General features: G+C 58.1%; 17 protein-coding genes. 11 read left to right on the forward strand and 6 right to left on the reverse strand.

Translation table 11 applies throughout. The features are described from left to right. Positions 1–75: 75 nt before the first annotated feature. Positions 76–681: a VOC family protein gene (locus tag H045_RS00245; protein WP_236277617.1), complete on the forward strand. Its 606-nt coding sequence runs from the start codon at positions 76–78 to the stop codon at positions 679–681. Positions 682–905: 224 nt separating this feature from the next. Here H045_RS00245 and H045_RS00250 read toward each other — a convergent pair whose 3' ends face one another. Then, positions 906–1,676, reverse strand: a complete 771-nt coding sequence (locus H045_RS00250) for an ArsR/SmtB family transcription factor (RefSeq protein WP_015371077.1) — start codon at positions 1,674–1,676, stop codon at positions 906–908. A gap of 74 nt (positions 1,677–1,750) precedes the next feature. Between H045_RS00250 and H045_RS00255 the strand changes: the two genes are divergently transcribed. The 4 genes from H045_RS00255 to H045_RS00270 all read left to right on the forward strand — a co-directional run bounded on the left by H045_RS00255 (position 1,751) and on the right by H045_RS00270 (position 7,086). Next, the gene (locus tag H045_RS00255) at positions 1,751–2,911 is read left to right on the forward strand and encodes a cytochrome P450 (protein ID WP_167325113.1); all 1,161 of its coding nucleotides are present in this window, start codon (positions 1,751–1,753) and stop codon (positions 2,909–2,911) included. Beyond that, a complete protein-coding gene (locus H045_RS00260; RefSeq protein WP_015371079.1) occupies positions 2,908–3,252 on the forward strand; it encodes an antibiotic biosynthesis monooxygenase family protein in 345 nt (114 codons plus the stop codon). Before H045_RS00255 ends, H045_RS00260 begins: the two co-directional genes overlap by 4 nt. 253 nt (positions 3,253–3,505) lie before the next feature. Further along, on the forward strand, positions 3,506–5,377 hold the full coding sequence (locus tag H045_RS00265) for an ATP-dependent nuclease (protein ID WP_015371080.1): 1,872 nt from the start codon (positions 3,506–3,508) through the stop codon (positions 5,375–5,377). Then, the gene (locus H045_RS00270; RefSeq protein ID WP_015371081.1) at positions 5,374–7,086 is read left to right on the forward strand and encodes a UvrD-helicase domain-containing protein; all 1,713 of its coding nucleotides are present in this window, start codon (positions 5,374–5,376) and stop codon (positions 7,084–7,086) included. Before H045_RS00265 ends, H045_RS00270 begins: the two co-directional genes overlap by 4 nt. A gap of 181 nt (positions 7,087–7,267) precedes the next feature. On the opposite strand, the gene H045_RS00275 is transcribed toward H045_RS00270, so the two are convergent. Next, the gene (locus H045_RS00275; RefSeq protein WP_015371082.1) at positions 7,268–7,888 is read right to left on the reverse strand and encodes a tyrosine-type recombinase/integrase; all 621 of its coding nucleotides are present in this window, start codon (positions 7,886–7,888) and stop codon (positions 7,268–7,270) included. 353 nt (positions 7,889–8,241) lie between these two features. Between H045_RS00275 and H045_RS00280 the strand changes: the two genes are divergently transcribed. The 6 genes from H045_RS00280 to H045_RS00305 all read left to right on the forward strand — a co-directional run bounded on the left by H045_RS00280 (position 8,242) and on the right by H045_RS00305 (position 19,922). Next, positions 8,242–9,918: a ShlB/FhaC/HecB family hemolysin secretion/activation protein gene (locus tag H045_RS00280; protein WP_236277619.1), complete on the forward strand. Its 1,677-nt coding sequence runs from the start codon at positions 8,242–8,244 to the stop codon at positions 9,916–9,918. Between the two features lie 9 nt (positions 9,919–9,927). Further along, complete coding sequence (locus H045_RS00285; RefSeq protein WP_015371084.1) at positions 9,928–10,434, forward strand: toxin-activating lysine-acyltransferase; 507 nt, start codon at positions 9,928–9,930, stop codon at positions 10,432–10,434. Between the two features lie 42 nt (positions 10,435–10,476). Then, positions 10,477–18,711: a two-partner secretion domain-containing protein gene (locus tag H045_RS00290; protein ID WP_015371085.1), complete on the forward strand. Its 8,235-nt coding sequence runs from the start codon at positions 10,477–10,479 to the stop codon at positions 18,709–18,711. A gap of 11 nt (positions 18,712–18,722) precedes the next feature. After that, positions 18,723–19,037, forward strand: coding sequence for a hypothetical protein (locus tag H045_RS00295; RefSeq protein ID WP_015371086.1), 315 nt, complete (start codon positions 18,723–18,725; stop codon positions 19,035–19,037). 62 nt (positions 19,038–19,099) lie between these two features. After that, positions 19,100–19,354 (forward strand): hypothetical protein, encoded by a 255-nt coding sequence (locus tag H045_RS00300; protein ID WP_015371087.1) that lies wholly within the window; start codon positions 19,100–19,102, stop codon positions 19,352–19,354. Between the two features lie 19 nt (positions 19,355–19,373). Further along, positions 19,374–19,922 carry a hypothetical protein gene (locus tag H045_RS00305; RefSeq protein WP_015371088.1) on the forward strand — a complete coding sequence of 183 codons (549 nt, stop codon included), beginning with the start codon at positions 19,374–19,376 and terminating at the stop codon, positions 19,920–19,922. Positions 19,923–20,193: 271 nt separating this feature from the next. On the opposite strand, the gene H045_RS25680 is transcribed toward H045_RS00305, so the two are convergent. From H045_RS25680 to H045_RS00325, 4 genes are read right to left on the reverse strand one after another with little or no spacing between them, the layout of a single operon-like run. Continuing rightward, positions 20,194–20,685: an NUDIX domain-containing protein gene (locus tag H045_RS25680; RefSeq protein WP_081602861.1), complete on the reverse strand. Its 492-nt coding sequence runs from the start codon at positions 20,683–20,685 to the stop codon at positions 20,194–20,196. Beyond that, on the reverse strand, positions 20,606–21,256 hold the full coding sequence (locus H045_RS00315; RefSeq protein ID WP_015371090.1) for a DUF7002 family protein: 651 nt from the start codon (positions 21,254–21,256) through the stop codon (positions 20,606–20,608). The genes H045_RS25680 and H045_RS00315 overlap by 80 nt, the downstream gene beginning before the upstream one ends. Before the next feature lie 3 nt (positions 21,257–21,259). Further along, a complete protein-coding gene (locus H045_RS00320; protein WP_015371091.1) occupies positions 21,260–22,933 on the reverse strand; it encodes an adenylosuccinate synthetase in 1,674 nt (557 codons plus the stop codon). Between the two features lie 3 nt (positions 22,934–22,936). Then, positions 22,937–23,476: an AAA family ATPase gene (locus tag H045_RS00325; RefSeq protein ID WP_015371092.1), complete on the reverse strand. Its 540-nt coding sequence runs from the start codon at positions 23,474–23,476 to the stop codon at positions 22,937–22,939. Between the last annotated feature and the right edge of the window lie 236 nt (positions 23,477–23,712).

Consider the following 23,712-nt stretch of genomic DNA (forward strand, 5'->3'; position numbering starts at 1 on the left):
TTATCCAATGTCATATCCGAGGTAGCCATATCCTGAATTCCTAATGGAGAATAAGACCGGTCAGAGGAATACTCAATGTCTAAAAATCGCAAATTTTGCTTCTCTTGGATGGGCCTGATTATGCGTACCTCTCACACATTTATTTTCTGTGTTTTGGCCGTAACAGCTGGATGCGCAAGCTCACCTCCCTATTTGGCCCGTGAACCTTTAAAGGATCATTTGATGAATTCTAACCACATGGTGCATGCCGTCGATCATATTGGCTTCGCAGTCAGTTCATTGGAAGAAGCCATTCGCTTCTGGACAATTGGACTTGGGTTCACTCTTGAACGTCAGTCGGAAATGGGCGGATCATTCATTTTGCAAGTAACCGGCACCGCCGATCCGAGCGTGCGAACGGCGATAGTCAAAGGCCCGGATGGCAGCCGAGTAGAGTTGCTGGAATATTCGCAGGGTGACCGCCACGGTATCACCCCACCTACGGCATCAGCGATTGGTTCAGCGCATTTGGCATTGAGAGTGCAAGACATATACGCCGTACTCGAACGCATTAAGCAAGCAGGCTGGAAAGCAAGAGGCAAGCCTCAAGCGATTCCCGCAGGCCCACGCAAGGGAACTCTAGTTGTATATGTGACCGGGCCAGATCATATCACTCTGGAACTGATGCAGGCTAATGAGTAGCTTCCTGTCGAAGGCTGTTAAGCTTATTTCCCTAAAGCAATTACTTAAGTCGCGTATGACGTCTCATGGCAAACATAAAGATCATCACCTTCAAGTATACAACTGGCGTAATCATTCACTTCGCCGGCCACATGTAAGCGTCCCGCTAATACACGTTGATTCTAGATATGGCACGCGAAGCAATGCCCGCTTCTTGATAGATGCTTAGTTGAAGGGATTAGTAATTATCGTGCCGGCAAAGCCGGCTCGGCGGGACGTGTCGCATTCCGCACCACTGATCTATCCATCTCTTTGTTTTCCAGCATGATCCCGAATCGGCCAGACAGCTCCTTTCGTCCCTTGGATGTCAATGCGAGTGCCCGACTATCAAGGTCTTGGATAACCCAGTTGCGGCTTATGACCGCCTGTAGAAAAGCCGCTCCGAGTGCTCCGGCAAGATGAGGGCGCCGCATGCTCCAGTCCAGGCAGGAGCACGCGAAACGACGCCGTTGTGCCCTTACTTTTTCTATCTCGATACCGAGATCGGTCATGGCTTTTTCGCCGCTCATCGTGAGCTGATACATAGGCTCCCCAGAAACCGGCACGGTTAACCAGCCTGACTCCATGAAATGGTCGTGCAGTTGTACAGCCAGTGTTCCTGCCATGTGGTCATAACAGGTACGCGCGAACTGCAGTCGGGTTGGGGTCGTGGACACATATCGTGTATCTGCGTTTTGGCTGATCACCATGAGGGCCTCAATAGCCTGGGCCACTTGCGCGTCAGCCAGACTGTAGTAGCGATGCCTGCTCTGCGTGTGCAACTTTACCAACCCGTCCTCTTTTAGTCTTGCCAAATGCGCGCTCGCCGTGGATGCACTCACGTCGGCGATGACGGCCATTTCGGTACTGGTACGGGCGTGGCCGTCCATCAGCGAACAGAGCATTTTCGTCCTCGCTGGTTCGGCAATAGCGCCGGCTACCCGAGAAATCGCGGTGTCATTGCTTCGAGCATCCATATTTCGTTCCTGAGCGAATCGTCACCATGGAGGATGTTCGATAGTAGCCGTTCTTTGTGAACAGGACTTCCGGAATGACGCCTTTTGAAGCAGCTACCCATGCTGATCCCTACGTTTATTACTCAGGTCTCAGGCGACAAAATGGCCTGCTATTCGATGCAGATCTTCGTTTATGGATTGCAAGTAGTGCCAAAGCTGTCGAAGCCATTCTGGGGCATCCCGACTGTCGGGTGCGTCCGCTAAACGAGCCGATACCTCCTGCCATTGCGCAAGGCGTGGCAGGAATGATTTTCGGTCGTTTGATGCGCATGAACGAGGGCCCGCAGCACCTGTGCCCCAGGATGGCTATCGAACCTGCCTTGGCCTCTGTCGAGACAGATAGCATCGCGGACATCGTGTCTCGCGTGGTCGAGACCCTCGATAACCTGGTCGAGAACCTAGATGAGTTGATGTTCACGTTGCCGGTTTCCGTTATTGCCGCCTTGATAGGCCTTCCATCCAGCCGGCTACAGGAAGTAGCGAGGCTGACACGGAATTTTGTCGCCTGCCTGTCGCCGTTAAGCGACGAAACTCAACTCGATCAAGCTAATTCCGGGGCTACTCGGCTTAGTCAATTATTCAGCGCGCTGCTGAGTAACGACGATGAAAGTAGCCGCTTCTTGAGCCATATCTGGAGCGGATGCGAAGCCACCGGCTGGACAGATCATGATGCATTGATCGCTAACCTGATCGGCCTTTTGTCACAGACCTGCGAAGCCACCGCAGGCCTGATCGGCAATACCCTTGTAGCGTTGCATCGTAACCCTGATCTGATTAAAGACATGCAACCTACGCCGATGCTCGTTGCAGACTTGGTGGAAGAGGTAGCGCGCTACGACTCGCCCGTGCAAAACACCCGGCGATTCGTTGCGAAGCGATGCACTATCGGGAGCAGCGTCTTGGAGGCCGGTGATACCGTTCTAGTGTTGCTCGCTTCAGCCAATAGGGATCCCTACGCGAACCCAGACCCCGATAGCCTCTTGGTCAAACGAACGCAACGACGAATCTTCAGCTTCGGCTCAGGAAGACATGAATGTCCAGGCCAGCGACTTGCATTGACTATCGCTTCTGAGGCGATTTTGGCATGGCTGCAACGACAACCAGCATCATCTGCTCATCCTTATCGTTGGAGTTATTTGCCCTCCCTTAATGGTCGCATCCCTCAGTTTTATCGTGATCAGGAAACTCAGCAATGATCGCAGTTATCTTTGAAGCATGGCCTCATGAGGAGCAATACCAGCGGTATCTTAAACTTGCCGCTGAACTGAAACCATTGCTAGCAGAGCTGGATGGTTTCATCTCAGTTGAGCGTTTCCAAAGCCTAAGTGAACCAGGAAAGGTTCTCTCACTGTCATTTTGGCGTGACGAGGAAGCTATTAAGCGGTGGCGCGGCCTTGAGCTACATCGTGCGGCCCAATTAGCTGGCCGGAGGCAGGTTTTCGATGACTATCACCTGCGTATAGCCCAAGTAGTTCGAGATTATAGTCTTGAGGATCGTGATCAAGCGCCGAGCGATAGCAAACAAGCTCATGAATAAAAGAACTGCCTACGCGAAATCCGAGTCCTGAACCTTCTGCCAAAAATTCAGATTTCAATCTCAGGCGCGTACTTTTCTGGCGCGGAATTCGAAGCCGACTTTTTCAACAGAATCGGCCAATAGCGGCCCTTTGTTGCGCGCGCGGTAAGCAAATCGACCCGAAGGAGCTCTCAAGTGGCGATACAGTCGAATCGCATCTACCATGAGGCACTAGAATCAGTAAATTGGTTTCCGCTAGACAAGGAGGGTCGAAGTGCATCTTGTGCGTGTTCGCGTCCGGAACTTCAGAGGCATTGCCTACGGTGAGGTCCATCTCAATGGACACACTGCTTTTATTGGTGACAACAACGCCGGCAAGTCCACATTGCTGGAAGCGGTGGATCTGGTACTTGGCCCGGAGCGCCTGAGTCGCCGTCCTGTAATTGATGAGCACGATTTCTATGCAGGTACGTACGTAGATCCGGCCAAGAACGAGGTCGTCCCGATCCAGATCGAAGTTATTGTCGCTGGACTCTCCGATGAGCAGCTGCGGCATTTCCGCGACCATATCGAGTGGTGGGATTCACAGGCCAAGACATTGCTTGTGGGGGCACCCCCAGAGGGAACAGACGCCCCCCATGTTGGCGCAGCAATACGCGTCTTCTTCAACGGCTGGTATGACGTAGAAGAGGACGACTTCGCTGGGGATACCTTTTACGCCACTCCCGAAATGCCGGATGGCTCCTACCTGCGGTTCTCTGCGCCCGACAAACGAAAGTGCGGTTTTCTTTATCTTCGCACCCTACGAACCGGCGCCCGCGCACTCAGCCTAGAGCGAGGCTCTTTGTTGGACGTAATCCTTCGGCTGAAGGAGACACGACTGACAATGTGGGAAGACTTGCTCGACCAACTGAGGGCGTTGCCAGTTGGAGAGACCGAGGATATCGGCGAGTTACTTGTCGCAGTCCAGGATGCAGTACGGCACTACGTACCATCCGACTGGGCAGAGCAACCCCACATGCGGGTTTCGGACCTCACCCGGGACATGCTCCGTCGAACCCTGACTGTCTTCATGGGCACTGGAGCGAAAAGGCCGGACGGCTCCGTCTATTCCGCCCCATATCAGCACCAAGGCACTGGCACGATTAACACGCTGGTATTGGCTCTACTGTCTATCATCGCCGAACTCAAGCAAAGCGTGATCTTCGCGATGGAAGAGCCAGAGATCGCGCTTCCGCCGCACACCCAGAAACGAATTATCAATTCGCTACGCCAGAAGTCGGCACAGGCCATCTTCACCTCCCACTCACCCTACGTGCTGGAGGAGTTTGATCCTGCCCAGGTGGTGGTTCTCAAGCGCACGGCCGGTGTTATGACCGGAGTTCCTGCAACATACCCACCAGCAGTCAAGCCCAAGGCTTATCGCACAGAGTTTAAAGCTCGGTTCTGCGAAGCTCTACTTGCTCGCTACGTACTTGTGCTTGAGGGCCGCACGGAGTTCGACGCATTGCCTGCCGCCGCCCGCCGGCTCGCCGAGCTGGATCCCACGCGATTCAAATCTCTCGAAAACCTTGGAATGGCTATCGTCGATGCTCGCGGCGAGACCAATGTCGCTCCTCTGGGTGCATTCTTCCGGTCTCTCGGCAAGATCGTGTTCGCGGTGTTCGACAAGCAATCACAGGAGGCGCTCGCAACCATCACTGCCTCGGTCGATCATGCCTATGAGTCCGCGACTAAGGGCTTCGAAAACCTTGTGTTGTATGGCGTGTCTGAGGTCGCACTCCGCAGCTATGCTGCTGTTGTAGTTGCTGGCGGCGATTGGCCGCAGCATCTCGCGGCATGGACGCCAACGCCCGCAACGCCGCTGGCCGATCTGCAGGCGGCTCTGTCGAGCTATTTCAGCTGGGCCAAGGGTGGTGGCGACGCCGGCGACTTGCTCGCCTCCTGCCCAACCGCCAATGACATGCCTGAATACGTGAGAACCACGCTGGCAGCCATCAAGAACGTCATTGAGCCACCTCCGCTGCCTCCACTACCTCCCCAGCTAGCCGGCGTGCCCCCTCTCCCAGAGGCGGCAGCCAAGCCGCCGCCATTGGCAGCCGCCTATGGGAAGTTCCAACCGTCCCCGCCCCAGCCTCTGCCATGACGGAAGTGTGGAGCGATCAGAAGCGCGACTTTCTGGAGTGCGCCAGGCACGCCTTGGCGCTAGGTGGCCCTGGTGCCGGCAAAACACACGTCGCGCTGGTCAAAGCTCGCAATGAGATTCGCTCAGGAATACTCAAGCCAGGCCAGAAGGTCCTCTTCTTGAGCTTCGCCAGACCGACCGTAGCGCGCATCATCGAAAAGGCTTCTGAGCTGATCTCTCGCGAGGATCTGAAGCAACTAGAGGTCAGCACGTACCACGGTTTCGCGTGGAGCATTCTCCGAAGCCATGCCTATCTGTTGAATGGCAGACCGAACCTGCAGCTTCTGCCACCGCCCGAAGCAGCAGCGCATTTGGCAGATATCGATAAGGCCCAGCACGAAAATGAGAAGCGACGCCTTTTCGAACAGGAGGGCCGCCTGCATTTCGACCTGTTCGCAAGCTTGGCCAGCGAACTGCTGAGCCGCAGTGATCGGTTAGGCGCCATCTTCTCAGACACCTATCCCATCATCATCCTTGACGAGTTTCAGGACACAAACAGTGATGAATGGGCGCTGATCCAGCAGCTTGGAAAGTGCAGTCGCCTCATTGCACTGGCCGATCCCGAACAGCGGATCTATGAGTTTCGAGGTGCTGATCCCAGGCGGGTGGGAGACTTTCTGGAGAACTTCGGCGGCGCCCATTTCGATTTCGCGGGTGAAAATCATCGCAGCAGCGGTACCGATATCACGGCCTATGGGAATGACCTGCTCACTGGCGCAAACAAGGGCAAGGCCTACCAGCAGGTCAAAATCACGCGTTACGACTTCATGTATGGCAAGAGCCTGCACTTCACCGCCAAGGCCGCGGTGTTCTCGGCGTTGGATCGCCTCAAGAAAGTACCTGACAAATCGATCGCGATCCTGGTGCCATCCAGGCGGTTGATGCTCGAGTTTTCTGACTATCTTTCTTCTGCCGCTGACGGTCTGCCAGCGCTACACCACGACGTCGCAATGGATGCTGAACCGCCGGCTCTAGCCGCTGGCGTTATCGCCACGTTACTGGCGGGAGGTACCGCTGGCGATGTGGCGAGCCGCATGCTCGGCGCACTTCACTCGCACATTCGCGGGCGGCGCGGGGTCAGGCCTACCCCACAGACCGAACTTGACCTGGCGGGTGCTCTTAGCGGGTTCCTCTCCTCGGGAAAGATCCGCGGCTCCAAGCGCCTGTTGATTGTCAGCGAAGTTCAGCGCATATCAGAATTGCGGCGGCAACTGCAATTAACGGGCGACCCTGCGGAAGACTGGTTACACCTGCGCGACCTGTTGGCATCGTCCACTGCGGAAGCCTTGAAGCAAGTAGCAACAGATGCTCGCTACCTACGACTGCTGCACCGAGGCTCGGTATTGCGAACCAATTTGGGTGCGTTGTGGCGCGCCCAGGGAGAGTACATGGGGGCTGAAGAGGCAGTCCGGAGTGCCTTGATGCAGGAGCATTTCGCTGCAGCTCAAAAGGACTGGCGTGGCATCCATCTGATGACGATACATAAGTCTAAAGGGAAGGAGTTCGACGAGGTCATCATCTATGACGGCCTTTACCAGCGCATTGCCAAAGCCCCGCAGGATCCAAAAATCTGCGCCCAGGATCTTTTAGTACTGCGGGTGGGCGTGACTCGGGCGATACGTCGGACCACCATTGTGACTCCGAAGCGCGATCCCTGCCCTTTATTGTGAATCAAGACTTCCGCTGCTTACACCTCTCCCTACTAATCCGGCCGCAGCTGAGCGTCATAGGCGCACCTATCCTAAGACGTAAAGAGCTCCTCAGTCCCAAATTGCTGGCACAGAATGGTTCACGTTAAGTCCGCTTTTGGCCGGTTAGCGACGGCCTGACTTCGACCGTCGCTATGCATGATCAAACCTCAGTCTGTTCCGCCATCTCCAGTGCGTCATCAACCTCAATCCCCAGATATCGAACAGTGCTCTCCAGCTTCGTATGGCCGAGCAGCAACTGAACAGCCCGTAGGTTCTTCGTTCTGCGATAGATTAGTGATGCCTTCGTACGTCTCATTGTGTGAGTGCCATACATGGCTGGATCAAGGCCTACGGCTTTCACCCAGCCTTTGACGATACGAGCGTATTGACGAGTGGATAGATGGTCTGAGGTATGCAGCCGGCTAGGAAAAAGGCAGTCCTCGCTGCGTAGTTGTGCCTGATGTATCCAGGCCACGAGAGCTGACCGTGTTTGCTCAGTGATCTCAAACTGCACTGGCCGCTGCGTTTTCTGCTGCATAACCATGGCCCGTGATGATACGTGCTCGCCATGGGCGACATCGCGCACGCGGAGCTTGGTTAAGTCGCAGGCTCGAAGCTTACTGTCGATGGCCAGATCGAAGAGGGCCAGATCTCGGGTTCTTTCCGCAATTTGAAGTCTTACTCGGATGGCCCAGATATCTCTCAGTCGGAGTGGGGCTTTCTGCCCGACTAGTTTTCCTTTGTTCCAGGGCTGACAGCTGCGGGTAGCGATGATGTTCATGACAAGTCCTCCACGTGTGAAAAGACAAGGATGGCTAGTCAGAGCGACGGTCGCTCACCGGCCAAGAGTAGTCTCTTAGAGGGGGCTAAGAAGCCAGGGGGAAATTAAGTGTAGGAAATTTCTCACGCGCCCTTGAACTTTAATGAGCAACAGTTGTTCATAGGGGAGTTGCCTGTCAGAGGCAATTCTCGCAGATCACGTGCCGTTCTGGTGCATGCTGCACCCGCAGGAAGATTTCACAGGGATGCGAAATGAAAGTATGTCTTCGGCCTACGGAGTACTTGGCCCGTTTCGGTACGTTGTATTTGCCTGTTAGAAAACTGTCACCGTCTCTTCATTTGGTGGCCGTATTGTTGTTCGGTTTGATCAGCAGTTTCGGCGTGCAGGCCGCTGACCCTCCCGCACCTGCCCAACAGTTGCTATTGCAGCAGGACCGCGAGCGAGCGTTGCGCGAGCAACTTGAGCCGTCGCCGGATGTGCGCCTTGAGGCGCCGCCCTCATCCTCCGCCGGGGTTTTGCTCGAGAAGCGCGAATCACCCTGTTTCCTGATTCGTCAGGTCGTCTTGAACGGCGAGTTGGCTGAAGATTTTCAATGGGCACTGCGCAGCGCCGATCCCAAAAATGATCCGGCCACCGGTCAATGTCTGGGTGCCCGAGGCATCAACCTGACGATGAAGCGAATCCAGAATGCAATCATCGAGCGCGGGTTTGTCACGACACGCGTGCTTGCACCGCCTCAGGATTTAAACAGCGGTGTGCTGCAACTGACCCTGATTCCGGGGCGCATTCATTCCATCCGCTTCGCCGAAGGCACCTCTCCCCGAGCCAATGCCTGGAACGCGGTGCCTGCCAAAACAGGTGACCTGCTGAACCTGCGTGATCTTGAGCAAGCGTTGGAAAACTTCAAACGCGTGCCCACGGCTGAGGCGGATATCCAAATCGCCGCGGCCCAGGGGATGGACGCAAAGCCGGGCGACAGTGACTTGGTTATCGCGTGGAAACAGGCACTTCCCGTGCGTTTGAGCGTGTCGGTAGATGATTCGGGAACCGACGCCACAGGTAAATACCTGGGTTCGGCTTCGGTGTCGTTGGACAACCTGCTGAGCCTGAACGATTTGTTCTACGCCAGCTTCAACCACGACTTGGGCGGGGGGGACGCGGGTAATCGTGGTTCCAAGGGCCATACCTTGCACTACTCTGTCCCCTACGGTTATTGGCTGTTTGGCGTCACGTCCAACGAGTATGACTATCACCAGACGGTCGCTGGGGCCAACCAGACTTACAAGTACACCGGAGAAAGCAAAAACAATGAGATCAGCGCGTCTCGCTTGCTGTATCGCGATGCCGTGCGCAAAACCACGCTCAAGCTCAGTGGCTGGACGCGCACTTCGCAAAACTATATCGACGATACCGAGATCGAAATTCAGCGCCGACGCATGGCAGGCTGGGCGCTGGGGCTGAGTCATCGGGAGTTCATCGGTACCGCCACGCTCGATCTGGGCACCAGCTATCGCCGGGGCACAGGTGCGCGCAACGCAATCGCTGCGCCTGAGGAGGCGTTTGACGAAGGGACCTCGCGTTCGCAGATCATCAACGCCGACGCGCAATTTTCCGTACCGTTTGGCCTTGCCACGCAGCGCTTGCGTTACACCGCGGCCTGGCGTGCGCAGTGGAACCGCACGGCGTTGGTGCCGCAGGATCGTTTCTCGATCGGCGGGCGCTACAGCGTGCGCGGGTTTGACGGTGAAAACATTTTGTCGGCCGACCGTGGTTGGCTGGTGCGTAACGACCTCGGCCTGGCGCTGGGCAACTCCGGGCAGGAAACCTACCTGGGTGTTGACTACGGCAAGGTGGGCGGGCCTTCAAGCCAATACCTCATTGGTGATCATCTGGCCGGGTACGTGGTGGGGTTGCGCGGTGGCTACCGGCAAGTGTCTTACGACGTGTTTGTCGGTCAACCGATCAGCAAACCCAAAGGCTTCGAGACTGCCAGTACCACGGCAGGTTTCAGCCTGACGTGGTCGATGTGAGGATTTGCCATGCAACTCGATAACCTTGAGCTGATCGCGCCGGCGTTCAGCGAAAAGCCATGGAACGAGGCCCAGGCGCTGGGTGCCGCCGTATGGCTGTGGATGCACTCGGCGAGCCATCGCGATGTGCCGCTGCACACCCTGAACGCGCTGCTGTTGCCAGCTATTGCCAACCGCCAGTTCATCATCGGCTACGAATCGGGGCGCCCGGTGTTTTACGCCGCCTGGTGTTGGTTCAGCGTCGAGGCCGAGCAGCGCTACCTGCAAAACCCGGCCATCAGCCTGCCCGCACCCGACTGGAACAGCGGCGAACGCTTGTGGTTCCTGGACTGGGTCGCGCCGTTTGGCCACAGCGCACGCCTCGCACGCTTGGTACAGCGCCATTTATTTGCCGACAGCCGCTTCAGCGCGCTTTACCACCGGGGCGATGAGCGCGGGTTGCGAATCAAGCGCTTTCAAGGTGCCGGCCTGGCGCGCACGTCGCCGCCTATTCCGGCGATTGCTCGCCATCCGTAGTGCTCGTCACGTTTTTACGCTTTTCAAGACACAGGGATCGTCATGAACAAAAACCTCTACAGGATCGTTTTCAATAAAGCCCGTGGCCTGCTGATGGTAGTGGCCGAAAACGTGTTGGGGAGCAAAAAAGCCTCAGGTCGTGGCGCAGCCGTTGCCCCAGTGGTCTTGAGCGCTGAATCGACCTTGCGCCCCCTGCGGTTTGCATTGATGGCGGCACTGGGCTTGATCACGCTGGCTTCACCCCTGGCCTGGGGCGACATCGTCGCCGACCGTGGCGCCCCCGTCGGCCAGCAGCCGGTGATCATCAATGCTGCCAATGGTGTGCCCCAAGTCAACATCCAGGCCCCGAGTGCGGCGGGGGTGTCGCGTAACACCTACAGCCAATTCGACGTCAATGCCCAAGGTGCGATCCTCAATAACGCGCGCACCAATACCCAGACTCAACTCGGCGGCTGGATCGAGGGCAATGCACACCTGGCCGGCGGCACGGCGCGGGTGATCCTCAATGAGGTCAACAGCAGCAACCCCAGCCAACTGCGCGGTTACATCGAAGTGGCCGGCGACCGTGCCCAGGTGGTGATCGCCAACCCGTCGGGTATCGCCTGTGACGGTTGTGGTTTTATCAACGCCAACCGCGCCACCTTGACCAGTGGCAGTGCGCAAATGCAGGACGGCCAACTGCAAGGTTACCGGGTCGAAAGCGGCAAGGTGGTGATCTCCGGCAAGGGCCTGGACGCCTCAGAGACCGACTTTACCGATGTGATCGCACGGTCGGTCGAGGTTAACGCCGGGGTCTGGGCCAAGGACCTACGGGTCACCACTGGCGCCAATCAGGTGAATGCCGACAACACCCAGGCGACGGCCATCAACGGTACCGGCGACAAGCCCCAGGTCGCGATCGATGTGGCGCAATTGGGCGGCATGTACGCCGGTAAAATCAAGCTGGTGGGCACCGAAGCCGGGCTGGGCGTGCGTAATGCCGGGCAAATCGGTTCAGGTGCCGGCGACGTGGTCATCAGCGCCGACGGCCGGCTGGGCAACAGCGGGCAAATCAGCAGCAGCCAGAACCTGCAGGTGCACAGCCAGTTGGGCATCGACAACAGCGGCTCGCTGTACAGCAAGGGCGCTGCGACGTTGACCAGTGGTGGCGATATCAACAACCAGGGTGTAGTCGCGGCGCAGCAGGACTTGGCGCTGACGGCACGTACCATTAACAACGCCAGCAAATCTGTGCTGGGGGCCGGCGTGGCGGCCGACGGCAAGGTCAGCGGCAATGGTGCGCTGCACGTCAGTGCCAGCCAGAGCCTCAAGCATCAAGGTTCGGCCATTGCCGCTGGCGATCTGCGCCTGGACGCGGCGAGCCTCGACCTCAAGGCGAGTGAGACGGCCGGGCGCAATGTCACGCTCACTGCCCGCGCGGGTGGCGCTGACTTGAGCGGTGCGGCATTGGATGCCACGGCAACGTTGAACACGTCGGTACAGCAGGCGCTGACCACCGACAACGCCAAGGTCAATGCTGAAGGCATTCAACTGGCGGCCGGCAGCCTGTCCAACCATCAAGGTGAAATCGTACAGGTGGGCAAGGGCACCACCGTGATCGACGTAACCGGCAGCCTCGATAATGCCGACGGGCGCATTGCCAGTAACGCGACCGACGCGAGCCTGTCGGGTGCGGCCCTGTCCAATGCCAAGGGCCGGATCGAACACGCCGGAGCGGGCACCTTGACCCTTCAGGGCCAGTCGCTCACGGGGGCCCAAGGCAGCCTGCAGAGCAATGGTCTACTGCAAGTCACCGTCGCCGACGCGGTACTGGACGGCGCCACCACTGTGGCCCGGCAGATTCAAATCGACGCCAACCAACTGTCCAACCGCCAGGGCAACATCCTGCAGACCGGCGCGGGCACGTTGCGCATCAACACCCAGGGCCTGCTGGACAACACCGGCGCCACAGTGGCCAGTGACAGTGATATCAGCCTGACGGCTGATCGCTTGCTCAATCAAGGCGGCACGGTTCAGGCGGCGGTGGCCGGTAACCTCAAGGTCGCCGCGCATACGCTGTTGGACAACAGTGCAGGCACCCTGGCCGCCGCCAAGGGCGCACAGTTGAGTACCGGGCAGTTGCTCAACGCGCAAGGCAAGATCACAGCAGGCGACAGCCTCACGCTGTCCGGCGCGCAGGTGAACAATGACCACGGCACGCTGGCGGCCATTGGTTCACTCAGTGTCAGCGCCAACGCACTGAGTAACCGGCAGGGCACCGTGGGTTCGGTCGGCGGGCCGCTGGTGCTGACGGTGAGCCAGGGCGCGTTCGATAACATCGGCGGTGTGGTGCAGGCCCGGCAAGGCGTGACAATTACCAGCCTGGGCCTGAATAACGACGATGGGTTGATCAGTGGCGCGGCCCTGTTGCTCGACAGTGCCGGGCAAGGCCTGTCAAACCAGCGCGGCGCCATCATCGGCAGCGGCACCGTGGACCTGCGCAGTGGTGAGCTGAAGAACCAGGCCGGGCTTATCCAGGGTAACGGTGCGATCACACTCGACACCCATGGGCAAACGTTGACCAACACCGATTCGGGCAGTGCCAATGGCATCCTCGGGCAGGCCGATATCACGCTGCGCACCGGCAACCTGAATAACAGCGCCGGCTTTATCGGCAGCAAAGGCGACGTGGCGATCCATGCCGCGCAGGTCGATAACCTCGACGCCGGTGTACTCAGCAGTGAAAAGAGCCTGCTGCTGACGGCGGGCGGTCTGAGCAATAGCGGTGGACAGTTGCAGAGCCTGGGTAACGCGCGGCTGGACATCGGCAGCGGTCGCCTCGATAACGTCGGCGGTCTGCTGCGTGCTGGGGGCACCTTGACGGTCGATGCAGGGCAGTTGGATAACCAGCAGACCCAAGGGAGCAACCAGGGCGTGGAGGGGCAGTCGCTGGCCCTGAACCTGGCGCAGTTGCTTAATCGCTCGGGCGCCCTGCGTGCCGACCAGTTGCTGAGCGTCAACACTACTGGGCAGTTGGATAACAGCGCGGGCCTGATCTCGTCGAGCAAGCAAGTGTCGATCCGCGCCGACCAGGCGCTGCTCAACAGTGCCGGCACAGTGATCGCCGGAGAACGGCTCGGCCTGAACAGCGCCAGCCTCAGTGGCGATGGCCGCGTGTTGAGCCTGGGCGATATCAGCCTCAACCTGGCTTCGGGGTTGGTCAATACCGGCAAAGTGCAAGCCAACGGTAATCTTGAGCTGAGCCTGCAAGGCACGCTCGACAACCAGGGTGGCGTTCAGGCCGGCAAGCAGTTGCGGGTATCGAGCGATGGGGTTGAAAACCGCGCCAATGGCGAGATCAGTGCCGCGCAAGTGACCCTCGATGTGGGGGATACCCTGAACAACCGTGGCGTGATCGATGCCCAGATCAACCGGATCAATACCCAGGTGCTCAACAACCTTGGCAGCGGCCGTATTTATGGTGATCACTTATCCATTGCGGCGGTGCAATTGACCAATGATGTGGAAGATGCCCGCGCGGCCGTGATCGCCGCGCGCGAACGCCTGGACATCGGCGTCGGGACGCTGGTCAACCGGGAGCACGCCATGCTTTTCAGCGCCGGTGACCTGTTGATCGGCGGCGCGCTGGATGCCCAGGGCCAGGCCACCGGCCAGGCCGGGCTGGTGCGTAACGCCAGCGCAAGCATCGAAGCACTTGGTGGGCTGAGCCTCAACAGTGCCGAGTTGCGCAATACCAACGAGCACTTCAGCACGCAAGTGGTGGAGGTCAGCCGCGAAGGCGTTCAGGAGTTCCAGCACACCGGCTCTGCCAATCGCTATCGCCCGGATCAGATCTCACTCTACAACGACGAAGTCAGCCACTTGGTCAGCCCCGAGGGCGTGTCCGATAACTACAACCGCTACGACTACACCCGCACCACCACTCAAACCCAGATCCTCACCTCGGACCCGGGTGAAATCCTTTCCGGCGGCTCAATGCTGTTGACTGCCAATTCGGTGTTGAACGACAAGAGCCGGATCATCGCCGGCGGCACGTTGGTGGGCACTATCGGACAGCTCAACAACACCGAAGTCACCGGGCAGCAGACGGTGACGGACAGTGGCACGTTCAGCCATTTGTATCGCATCCATCGCAAGGGCCGTGACCGTCAGGGCCGTTCGACAGCCGCCTACAACCCGGCCGCCAGCGTCACGGATATTTTCCTGCGGCCAACCCAGTACCTGCAAAACACCGCCCATACCGGCAGTGGCCTGCAACTCGGCACTCGCCTGACCAGTAGCGTCGATCAGGCTGCCGGCGGTGCCAGTGCGGCCAAGGTCAATGTGGGCAATGGCCGAGCGCCTGGCCCGGTGCTGGAAGTGGCGGCGCTGCAAGCGACGGCGGCGGGAGGCGTAGGTGAGTCAATCCGTACCGGCGGGCTTAATGTGCAGGTGCCGGACAACAGCCTGTTCCACCTCAATCCCCAGGCCAACCCGAACTATCTGGTGGAGAGCGACCCGCGTTTCACCAGTTATCGTTCCTGGCTGTCTTCCAACTACATGCTGGATCGGCTGCAACTGGATCCGGGGCTGACCCTTACGCGGCTGGGCGATGGTTTCTATGAGCAAAAACTGATCCGCGAACAGATCGCCCAACTCACCGGCAGACGCTTCCTCGACGGCTACGCCAATGATGAGACCCAGTACCGCGCGTTGCTCGACAGTGCGCTGACCTACGCCGGCAAGTGGAACCTGGTGCCGGGTGTGGCGCTCAGCCCTGAGCAAATGGCCCAGTTGACCAGCGATGTCGTCTGGCTGGTCAAGAAGGACGTGACCCTTGCCGACGGCAGCGTGACCCAGGCGTTGGTGCCGCAGGTGTATGTGCGGGTGCGCGACGGCGACCTGGACGGCTCCGGTGCACTGATGGCGGGCAACGTCGTCGACCTCAAGCTACAAGGCGACCTGGTTAACCGCGGCACGATCGCCGGGCGCAGTGTGCTGGCGATTTCCGCCGACAACCTGCAGAACTTGGGCGGGCGCCTGTCCGGTGGCGAGGTGGAGGTAAAAGCCCGCACTGACTTGAACAACCTCGGCGGGTTGATCGATGCCACCACGCGCTTGAGTACGGTTGCCGGTCGCGATATCAACCTGGTGTCCACCACGCGCAACACCGAAAGTGCCCAGGGCACCGCCACGGGTGTTTCGCGGGTTGCCGGGTTGTTTGTCTCCGATGCCAAGGGCGAACTGGTGGTGAACGCGGCGCGCGATATCAACCTGAGTGCGGCGCAGATCGTCAGTTCCGGCAAGGACGGCAAGACCACGGTGGTTGCTGGCCACGATATCAACCTGGGCACGGTGACCCAGAGCCGTGAACAAAGCGTGCAATGGAACGCCAGTAACTGGCGCAAGGACGCGAGCCGCACCGATGTCGGCAGCGTTATCCAGGGTGAGGGCGAGGTACGCCTGATCGCGGACAATGACCTCAATGCCCGAGGCGCCAAGGTCGTCAGCGAGCAGGGCGGGGTCACCGTTTCGACAGGCCGCGACGTCAATTTAAGCACCAGCCAGAGCTACAACTTTGTCGACGAGGCCCATAAGGTCACCGGCAGTAACAGCCTGTTCTCCAGCAAGACCACCACAACCCGCGACACCGTGAGTGAAACCCGCGCCCAGGCTACCACCCTCAGTGGCGAGACCGCGTGGGTCAAGGCCGACAATGACTTGAATGTGCGCGGCAGTAACGTAGTCTCCACCAGTGGCACCACCCTGGTGGCCGGGCACGATGTGAATGTGGTGGCCGCCACCGACCAGCTCAGCGAACAGCACTTCAAGCAGGTCAAGCAGAGCGGGCTGTTCAGCGGTGGCGCCATCGCGGTGACCATCGGCAGCCAGCAGCGCAGCGACCAAAACCGTACCGACAGTGAAACGGCGGCGGCCAGCACCATCGGCGCCACCGATGGCAACGTGAGTATCCTGGCCGGCAATGCCTACCGTCAGGTCGGCAGCCAAGTGACGGCGCCCAAAGGCGATGTGAACATTGCCGCGCGCTTGGTCGATATCCTTGAGGCCCGTGACCAGCAGCACATCACCCAGGAGACCAAGTTCAAGCAAGGCGGCCTCACGATTACCGTGACCAACCCGGTGATCGAAGCCGTGCAGACCGCCCAGCGCATGAAAACCGCGTCCGACCGCACCGATGATGGCCGCCTCAAAACCCTGGCGCTGGTCAATACCCTGATGGGGGCGGGCAACGGCTATATCCAGTATGACAAGGACCCGTCCATGGCCGGCGGCATCAATATCAGCATTTCGGCCGGCACCAGCAAGAAGGAAAGTAAAACCGAGCAGACCTCCAATTCGGCCGCCAGCTCGTCGGTGTTGGCCGGTGGTGATGTCAACATTACCGCGGCCGGCGCCGGCAAGAACAGCAATCTGACCGTACAGGGCAGCCAGATCACCGCCGGCCATGACGTTAACCTCAAGGCCGACGGCGCTATTGCCTTGCTGGCCGCGCAAAACACGGTGCAACAGCGCACGACCGAAAAGGGCAGCAACGCCAGCCTCGGGATCGGTATTGCCATCGGCAGCGAGACCACCGGCATCAGCTTTAACGCCGGGGCGTCCCAGAGCCGTGGCAAGGCCGATGGCGATGATGTGGTCTGGAGCAATACCCATGTGGACGCCGGTAATAAGGTCTCGCTCGATTCCGGTGGCGATACCCGACTCAAGGGCGCAGTGGTGAGCGGCAAGCAAGTCACGGCCGATGTGGGCGGTGATTTCAGCGTCGAAAGCCTGCAGGACACCAGTACCTACAAGGCCAAACAGACTAGCCTGGGCGTGGGCGTGAGTATTTGCGTGCCGCCATTCTGCATCGGCTCATCGAGCTTCACGTTGAGTCAGAACAAAGGCATTCAGAAATCCAACTTTGAAAGCGTCACTGAGCAGAGCGGCATTCGGGCCGGTGACGGTGGTTTTGATATCCGCGTCAAGGGCAACACCCACTTGGTGGGCGGCGTGATCGCCAGCAACGACAAGGCGATTGCCGATGGCAAGAACAGCTTGAGTACCGGCTCTTTGACCACCGCTGACCTGCACAACAGCGCCAAAGCCAGCGCCGACAGCAGCGGGCTCACCCTCAGCAGCGACTTTGTCGGCCAGGGCATGTACGGCGCCAGCAAGGCCTTGTTCAGCAACTACCTGGATGCAGGCAAGGCTTCGGACTCGTCCGAGGGCAACACGCGGAGCGCGGTGAGTGCCGGCAATATTCTCATTACCGATGCCTACCGCCAGCAGCAATTGACCGGCCGTGATGCCAGCCAGACCGTGGCCAGCCTTAACCGTGACACCGCCCATTCCCATGTCGGCGCCGGGCGTCAGGACCTGGACAAACTGCAGCGTACCGCCGAGGCGGAGCAGTCGATCAAGAATGAGGCCTATCGCCAAGGGGTGCAGTTTACCGATGAGGCGTATCGCACCATGTTCAAAACGCCGCCACAGATGTTGGCGCTGGAGCTGGATGAACAGGGCAATGTGAAGGAAGGCGCGGACCACAAGCCGTTGTTCCGTGTAGTGGGTGATGCAGAAGGGCAACACCTGCAGGCGGATGAAAACAACGTGGTCAACGTAGCCCTCAATGGCATTTTCAACGACGACAAAGCCGCGGCTAAATACGCGGCTCAGCATCGCGACCCTGGCGCGACCGGGCCACAGTATTTCATGTGGTTTCCCAAGGCGGGCAATACCCTGTCGGAGCTGTTGATTGCCGGGTATCAAAAGGCGATGGATAACGACTTTTTCGGCTTGACCAACTACACCGCGGCCTCGCGCCAGCTGCAGCTCGACTATGGAGCCACTGGCTTGCACCTGACTGAACACAGTCGCGGCACTATGACCGGTGGCAACTCCCGACAATCCATTTACAACATGCCTGATGCTGCCGGGTTACTCAGCAAGACTACGGTGTATAACTTCGGTGGAGCGTTCAATGTTTACACCGCCGATGAACAGTTGGCCTTTTTGCAAAACCGTTCGGCCGTCACCGACCCAGTCGAACAGGCGAAGATGGTTCTTAAATACGAAGTTCATAACAACGACCCGGTGGGCAGGTGGTTCTTCATGGGCAATAACCCGGGTACTGGCGGCGTAATACCTGAGGGCAGCAGCTTGCTCAAGGAGTTGGGCAATGTCTTCACCGGTGATACGACCATGCACAGCTGTTATGGCATTGGTGCGCAAGCCTGCGCAAGATATTGGCCGCAAGGCAAGCCGGTGCTGGTGCCTGTCAGCCCGAGAAAATAAGGAGATTGATCATGTGGCTTAAACCTATGGCATTGGCGCTGCTGCTTGCTCCCCTTGTCACCGCCTGTTTCAGCGAGCCCTTTCAGCCCCCGGCGGCTGATGCGGACTTATGGGAGAAACCCGGCGCGAGCAGCAAGGATGTCTTGGCCTCCATGTTGGCTTGCGGTGAGAAGAATGGCTCCGGCATCGATCCCAATGCCAGCTTCCAGGAGCGGGCGCAGCGCTTTGTGTGTATGAAGCGCTCGGGCTACACCCGGCGTGATGGTTTTGACGTCTGTGCGTTGCGCACCCAAGAGCCGTTGAAGGCCTGTGAGTCGGCGCAATGAAACCACAAAAAAACCGCCCTCTTTTCGAGGGTTCGTCACTCAACACGATAGGGACATCACCTGTGAAATATGCAATCTGCGCCACCTTGCTGCTGTTACTGAGCGGCTGTCTGACCATGTCGGGTGAGTACACCGTGACGGCTCAGGACGCCTCCGGCGCCCCGTTAACCAAGCTCGGCACGTTCACCGCCGAGGGCCATAACATTTACCCCATACGCAATGCGTTCTGCCTCAATGCGCCGGGGGCGACGGTCATCATTCGCGATGCCCGGACCGGCGAGGAACTGAGCAGCGAAAGCCCTTATCACTGCCGTTAAGCCTCAAAAAAGGATTTCCATGAGAGCGTTTCTGATAGCCGGCCTGGCCGTGGCCGTGAGTGGCTGCGGCAATATTTCCAATATCCGTGCTTACAACACGCCCTATGTTGAACCCACAGCAGGGGATACCGCACGCTTGCGCGTGATCACCAATGGCATGGCGCGCGGCGTGCCGGGCCGTGACTGCATCGACTGGCGTGTGCCTGGCGCCGGGGTGATGGCCGTGTCCGAGTCCGGCTTTGCGGGGCAGAATAATGGTCGCAGCCTTGGCATGCCCGAGAGCAACCGCCGGGTGGAGGCGCAAGGCTCCGCGCGTAGCGAACTGAAGGTGCCGGCGAACAAGCCTTTTGCCATGAACTTCCAGAGTGAGGGTTATGTTTCTGGCGGCAATTCCTATAGCTGCAGGCAAAGCTTTCACTTCACCCCCAAGGCCGGGCAAGATTACGAACTGATCCTGCTGGACGGTGGCCAATGCCTGGTCGCGTTGCAGCGCTTAAACCCAGCTGGAAAACCTGAAAACGAGCCTGTTGAGAAGGCAGGGCTGTGTAGAGCACTGGATGCCTTTTAGCTCAGCGTATTCAGAATTCCAGCGATAGGTGGCTATCCGGACATTGCGGATAGTTCAAACCTAAACGTGAGCCGAATCAATGCGCATCGTGGGCGTGGCCTTTAGTCGACTTGACATACCAGGCGGATCCAAGAGGCAGAGAAGTGAGCCAGCTTGCACTTGCGGAGGAGGCAAGCTGGGCGAAACCAGAACCGAGTTGGTCGTCCGCTTTTGGCCGATAACTGCCAGTTACAACTGACCGCGTTCGACCCATCCCAACCGTCAGAGGCCTCTACGAAGCCAGGGGCGGTTCACACCACCTGACTTCACATACCGCTTCGCGCTCCCGGTCAGTCCACTGGGCGCAGGAGCACTGCTCGGTACATGTGTGCACCTTAAAGTAATGTTCGAGCGCAAGCACATGCTCGCCATCAGGCATCTGCCACAGAAACTCTCTGTGCGCGATACAGCGTCCTACTAAGGGCACCTCAATGCCAGTTTCCTCGTAGAGTTCACGTACCGCTGCCGCTTCAAACGACTCTCCATCCCTGAGCTTTCCGCTGGGCGTCGCCCAATAGCTCATGCCCGCCAAAACACCAGCCTGATACTGAATCTTAAAAAGCAGCAGTCGATTGCTGGGCTGATTACCAATAAACAAGCGGCTAAACGCTTGCGCGGCATATTTCTCCGCTCCATGGAAGACCCTAACCAATGACGCCCAATACCTCGGTGCCCTGCATCCTGCGAACTTCCACGACATAATCAGCGATGTTGGGAACGGCATAATCGACAACTAGCTCGACAACTTCCTTCACAGGATTGCCAGAACGCTTCACCGGATAATCCGCAATTTTGCAGAATATGCCCGTGCCTCGACGGTGGGGCATGGGCCAGGTATTGCCCGAGTTCATGTGACACAGCCAGATGGTTTCGGCATATGCCGGGATGAAGGTCGACGAGTCGAGCGTCAAGACATCATGTTCTAGCTTTCGATAATCGCGAGCTCCGAGCAGACCGTGGAGGCGCTTTTCCTCGGCCCAGAAAAAAACTTTGCCGTTTATCAATTCATACCACTGGCGTGGTGTTGTTCCACCCGTAAGCGCTCTAACCAACCGGCCCTCAGGCATGGGTTTCTGATCACGAAGCACAATATTGGAGGGGTCACCTGCTTTCACATCCATCTTCTGCCCACGATGCTCGCTCTCATATCGAGCACGGTCACCATCCCCCACTGCGAGGTGATCCAGAACTGCCGTGGCACTCATCAGTCCGCGCGTGCGAATGCTGTCCCAAGCTCCACGTTCGGCCATGTGATAAACGCGAGGGTAAAGCTCGATCAGTTTGTCCAGATCCATCTATTATCTCCTGTCAGAACGTGCAGTCCAGTTACGCCGATCGATCAGAGAGCGCAAATCGCTCGCATCGGCGTCTCGGGAAAAGCGGGTGTTGATAAGTGAAACAGGCGCCTGAGAAACGCGCTCGAGCTCCTCGACGAATTTGATCGTATCCGGATCGAGCTGCTCGAACCTGCGCGCCTTGCTATTGGAGGACTTCAAGTAATCGGCAAACGTCAGAACGATATCCGTCGGAGCGTTCAGGGCGCATGCTTTCCGGAATTGATCCCATTCGAACCATCCGACTCGCCTGCTGCGTTTGGTGGTGGAGGTTTTCTCTGCGGTGTTCAACACCTGGGCTTCAAGGCCCGCAAACGCTGCGATGTCATCAAAGGTCGTCGCATGTTTGAGCGTCCCGGAGGTATGGCCATCCTCACCATCGGGGTCGCCTACACGAATAGGCATGGGACGAATGACCATCAGGATTTTGCGGATCCTGCTGGGCGATATCCCAGCCTCGGCCAAGCATCCCGCAACATTCGTGTCCCTGGACGTCACGTGAGGATAATCTCCGTGGAAAATACTCAGCCCGCTGCCCTGAGTTCCCTCCAGCAAAATGGAATGGCCGCTGCGGTAGGCCTCTTCCAAACGGTCTGACGTGCAGCCGTGATAGTTTCCAGGAGTACCGACGTACGAACGAAGCTCATCAACATCTCGTGCGAGCCGGATCTCTTTACCCCTGCTCAAAATACGCCGAGCAGCGGCGGCTCCGCTACCGCTCCCGGTTGATGCAATGGTTGAGACCAGATGCCCGCCCCTCTCTGTCCCGATATCTTCCTCCTCAATGATGGTGGCCTGGGGATCAATGAACAATCGATCTTTTCGGATACCGCACTCCTCGATTTCTTTCAAAAGCCCTGGCAAATGAATCGTCATGCCAGGGCCGAGAAGCAGTCGTGCCGTCACGTCCCGCGACCCAGAAGGCAGATGGTGGTAAGTGTAAGGGCCGGCAGAACTGGCTACCGTATGTCCTGCATTGGGCCCACCGACGCGAATCATCACGTCGTACTCGCGCGCGAGGTAAGCGACGATGTTGCCCTTTCCCTCGCTGCCATACTGCCCGCCAATCAACACATCCACGCATCTGATTTCAGGCGGTGTGTACAGATGCAAACGGGCGGCAACCCGCACGAGCGTGTCATTTGAGTCCGAGCGTTCGGTGTAAACACGGACGTCGGCATCATCCTTGAGCGCCTGAATCTCTGTCTGATCCTTGAGCTGATTGACCTCGTCATAGGACAAAGGAATGGCTTGCCCCTCCATTCGCTTTGCATAACGTCCATGGAGCGTAGGATCGCTTGCGTAGAGGTGTACATGCACCAGGTTTGCACCGAAGACCTGTCGAAACTGCAGCACCTGCGCAAGAGTATTCAGGTGATCCACAACTAACGGTCGGCCATCCTTCTGCGCCTCACACACTGCCTGGGTTTCCCGGAGCATCCACTGGTCAGCGTCGTTCGCTTCGTGACGACGATCAGGTATGTCGGGTTGCGCCATGCGAAGGCGCCACTCGGAATCATCAATCGCTCGACGATCGTAAACCACGGCGAAGCCAAACTCCTTCTCCAACAAACTGGCCAAACCACTCTTGCCGCTACAGGTCTTGCCACTGATCACTACGATCTGACGAGTTTCCATTAGCTACATCTCCCAAATTCCTAATATTTGATCCGCAATTTGAAACGGGGTGTACGTATATGTATCGAAAACTTCGTCCGCAAAACCTGAGAGCGAACGGGCACTCTGCTCGTTAGGATGCAGCACGCTGGCGTTATATTCGTCGAGATCGGAACCGCCTCGTGCTGTGTACCTCTGTTGCAGGACAGATTCGGGCGCAATGATGTGCAGGTGCCTCACCGCATTGCCGAAACAGAGTCTGAACAATTCAACTTGCCGGGGCTTGCGGACCGCATCCAAGAGCCAGTTTTCGACGTCTGGCCGAGCTTGGATGGCTGGTTTTGCTACAGAGTCTATGAGCCAAGAGAAATCAGTGGCCTTGTCGAGAGAGTCGCCGAGTTCTTGGAGGTTATGACGATCAAGGGGCTCGCCCCGGGTAGCCAGGTGCGCACGCAGAAAGGAGCCGCTACTGATCGGAACAAATCCATGGAGTTTTTGGAGGGCTGCGGAAACCGACGTCTTGCCACTGGCCATCGGGCCACTTAGGAGAAGTAGTCGCTTCATACTTTGACGATCCCTGTCTTGCGAAACCAATATAGCGATGAAGCGTAGTTTAATTGGTTAATTTTGCCGGGATTTTTGTGGAACTGAGCCAGGCACCAACTGGCTGAAATTTGCAGAAAATATCACTGCTGCCGATGATAGATCCCAATGCCATGGCCTAAACCCAGATTGAGCCTATAGACGCGACTGAGTACTGTTAGTGATTACGTTCCCGTACCATTACGATGGACGCCGAA

The sequence above is a fragment of the Pseudomonas poae RE*1-1-14 genome, assembly GCF_000336465.1.
In the GTDB taxonomy this organism is placed as follows: Bacteria; Pseudomonadota; Gammaproteobacteria; order Pseudomonadales; family Pseudomonadaceae; genus Aquipseudomonas; species Aquipseudomonas poae.

Excerpts from the sequence above, each read along its gene's own strand:
- H045_RS00245 (WP_236277617.1), top strand. The coding sequence starts at position 76 with ATGTCTAAAAATCGCAAATTTTGCTTCTCTTGGATGGGCCTGATTATG.
- H045_RS00250 (WP_015371077.1), bottom strand. The coding sequence starts at position 1,676 with ATGGATGCTCGAAGCAATGACACCGCGATTTCTCGGGTAGCCGGCGCT.
- H045_RS00255 (WP_167325113.1), top strand. The coding sequence starts at position 1,751 with ATGACGCCTTTTGAAGCAGCTACCCATGCTGATCCCTACGTTTATTAC.
- H045_RS00260 (WP_015371079.1), top strand. The coding sequence starts at position 2,908 with ATGATCGCAGTTATCTTTGAAGCATGGCCTCATGAGGAGCAATACCAG.
- H045_RS00270 (WP_015371081.1), top strand. The coding sequence starts at position 5,374 with ATGACGGAAGTGTGGAGCGATCAGAAGCGCGACTTTCTGGAGTGCGCC.
- H045_RS00275 (WP_015371082.1), bottom strand. The coding sequence starts at position 7,888 with ATGAACATCATCGCTACCCGCAGCTGTCAGCCCTGGAACAAAGGAAAA.
- H045_RS00285 (WP_015371084.1), top strand. The coding sequence starts at position 9,928 with ATGCAACTCGATAACCTTGAGCTGATCGCGCCGGCGTTCAGCGAAAAG.
- H045_RS00290 (WP_015371085.1), top strand. The coding sequence starts at position 10,477 with ATGAACAAAAACCTCTACAGGATCGTTTTCAATAAAGCCCGTGGCCTG.
- H045_RS00295 (WP_015371086.1), top strand. The coding sequence starts at position 18,723 with ATGTGGCTTAAACCTATGGCATTGGCGCTGCTGCTTGCTCCCCTTGTC.
- H045_RS00305 (WP_015371088.1), top strand. The coding sequence starts at position 19,374 with ATGAGAGCGTTTCTGATAGCCGGCCTGGCCGTGGCCGTGAGTGGCTGC.
- H045_RS25680 (WP_081602861.1), bottom strand. The coding sequence starts at position 20,685 with ATGCCGTTCCCAACATCGCTGATTATGTCGTGGAAGTTCGCAGGATGC.
- H045_RS00315 (WP_015371090.1), bottom strand. The coding sequence starts at position 21,256 with ATGGATCTGGACAAACTGATCGAGCTTTACCCTCGCGTTTATCACATG.
- H045_RS00320 (WP_015371091.1), bottom strand. The coding sequence starts at position 22,933 with ATGGAAACTCGTCAGATCGTAGTGATCAGTGGCAAGACCTGTAGCGGC.
- H045_RS00325 (WP_015371092.1), bottom strand. The coding sequence starts at position 23,476 with ATGAAGCGACTACTTCTCCTAAGTGGCCCGATGGCCAGTGGCAAGACG.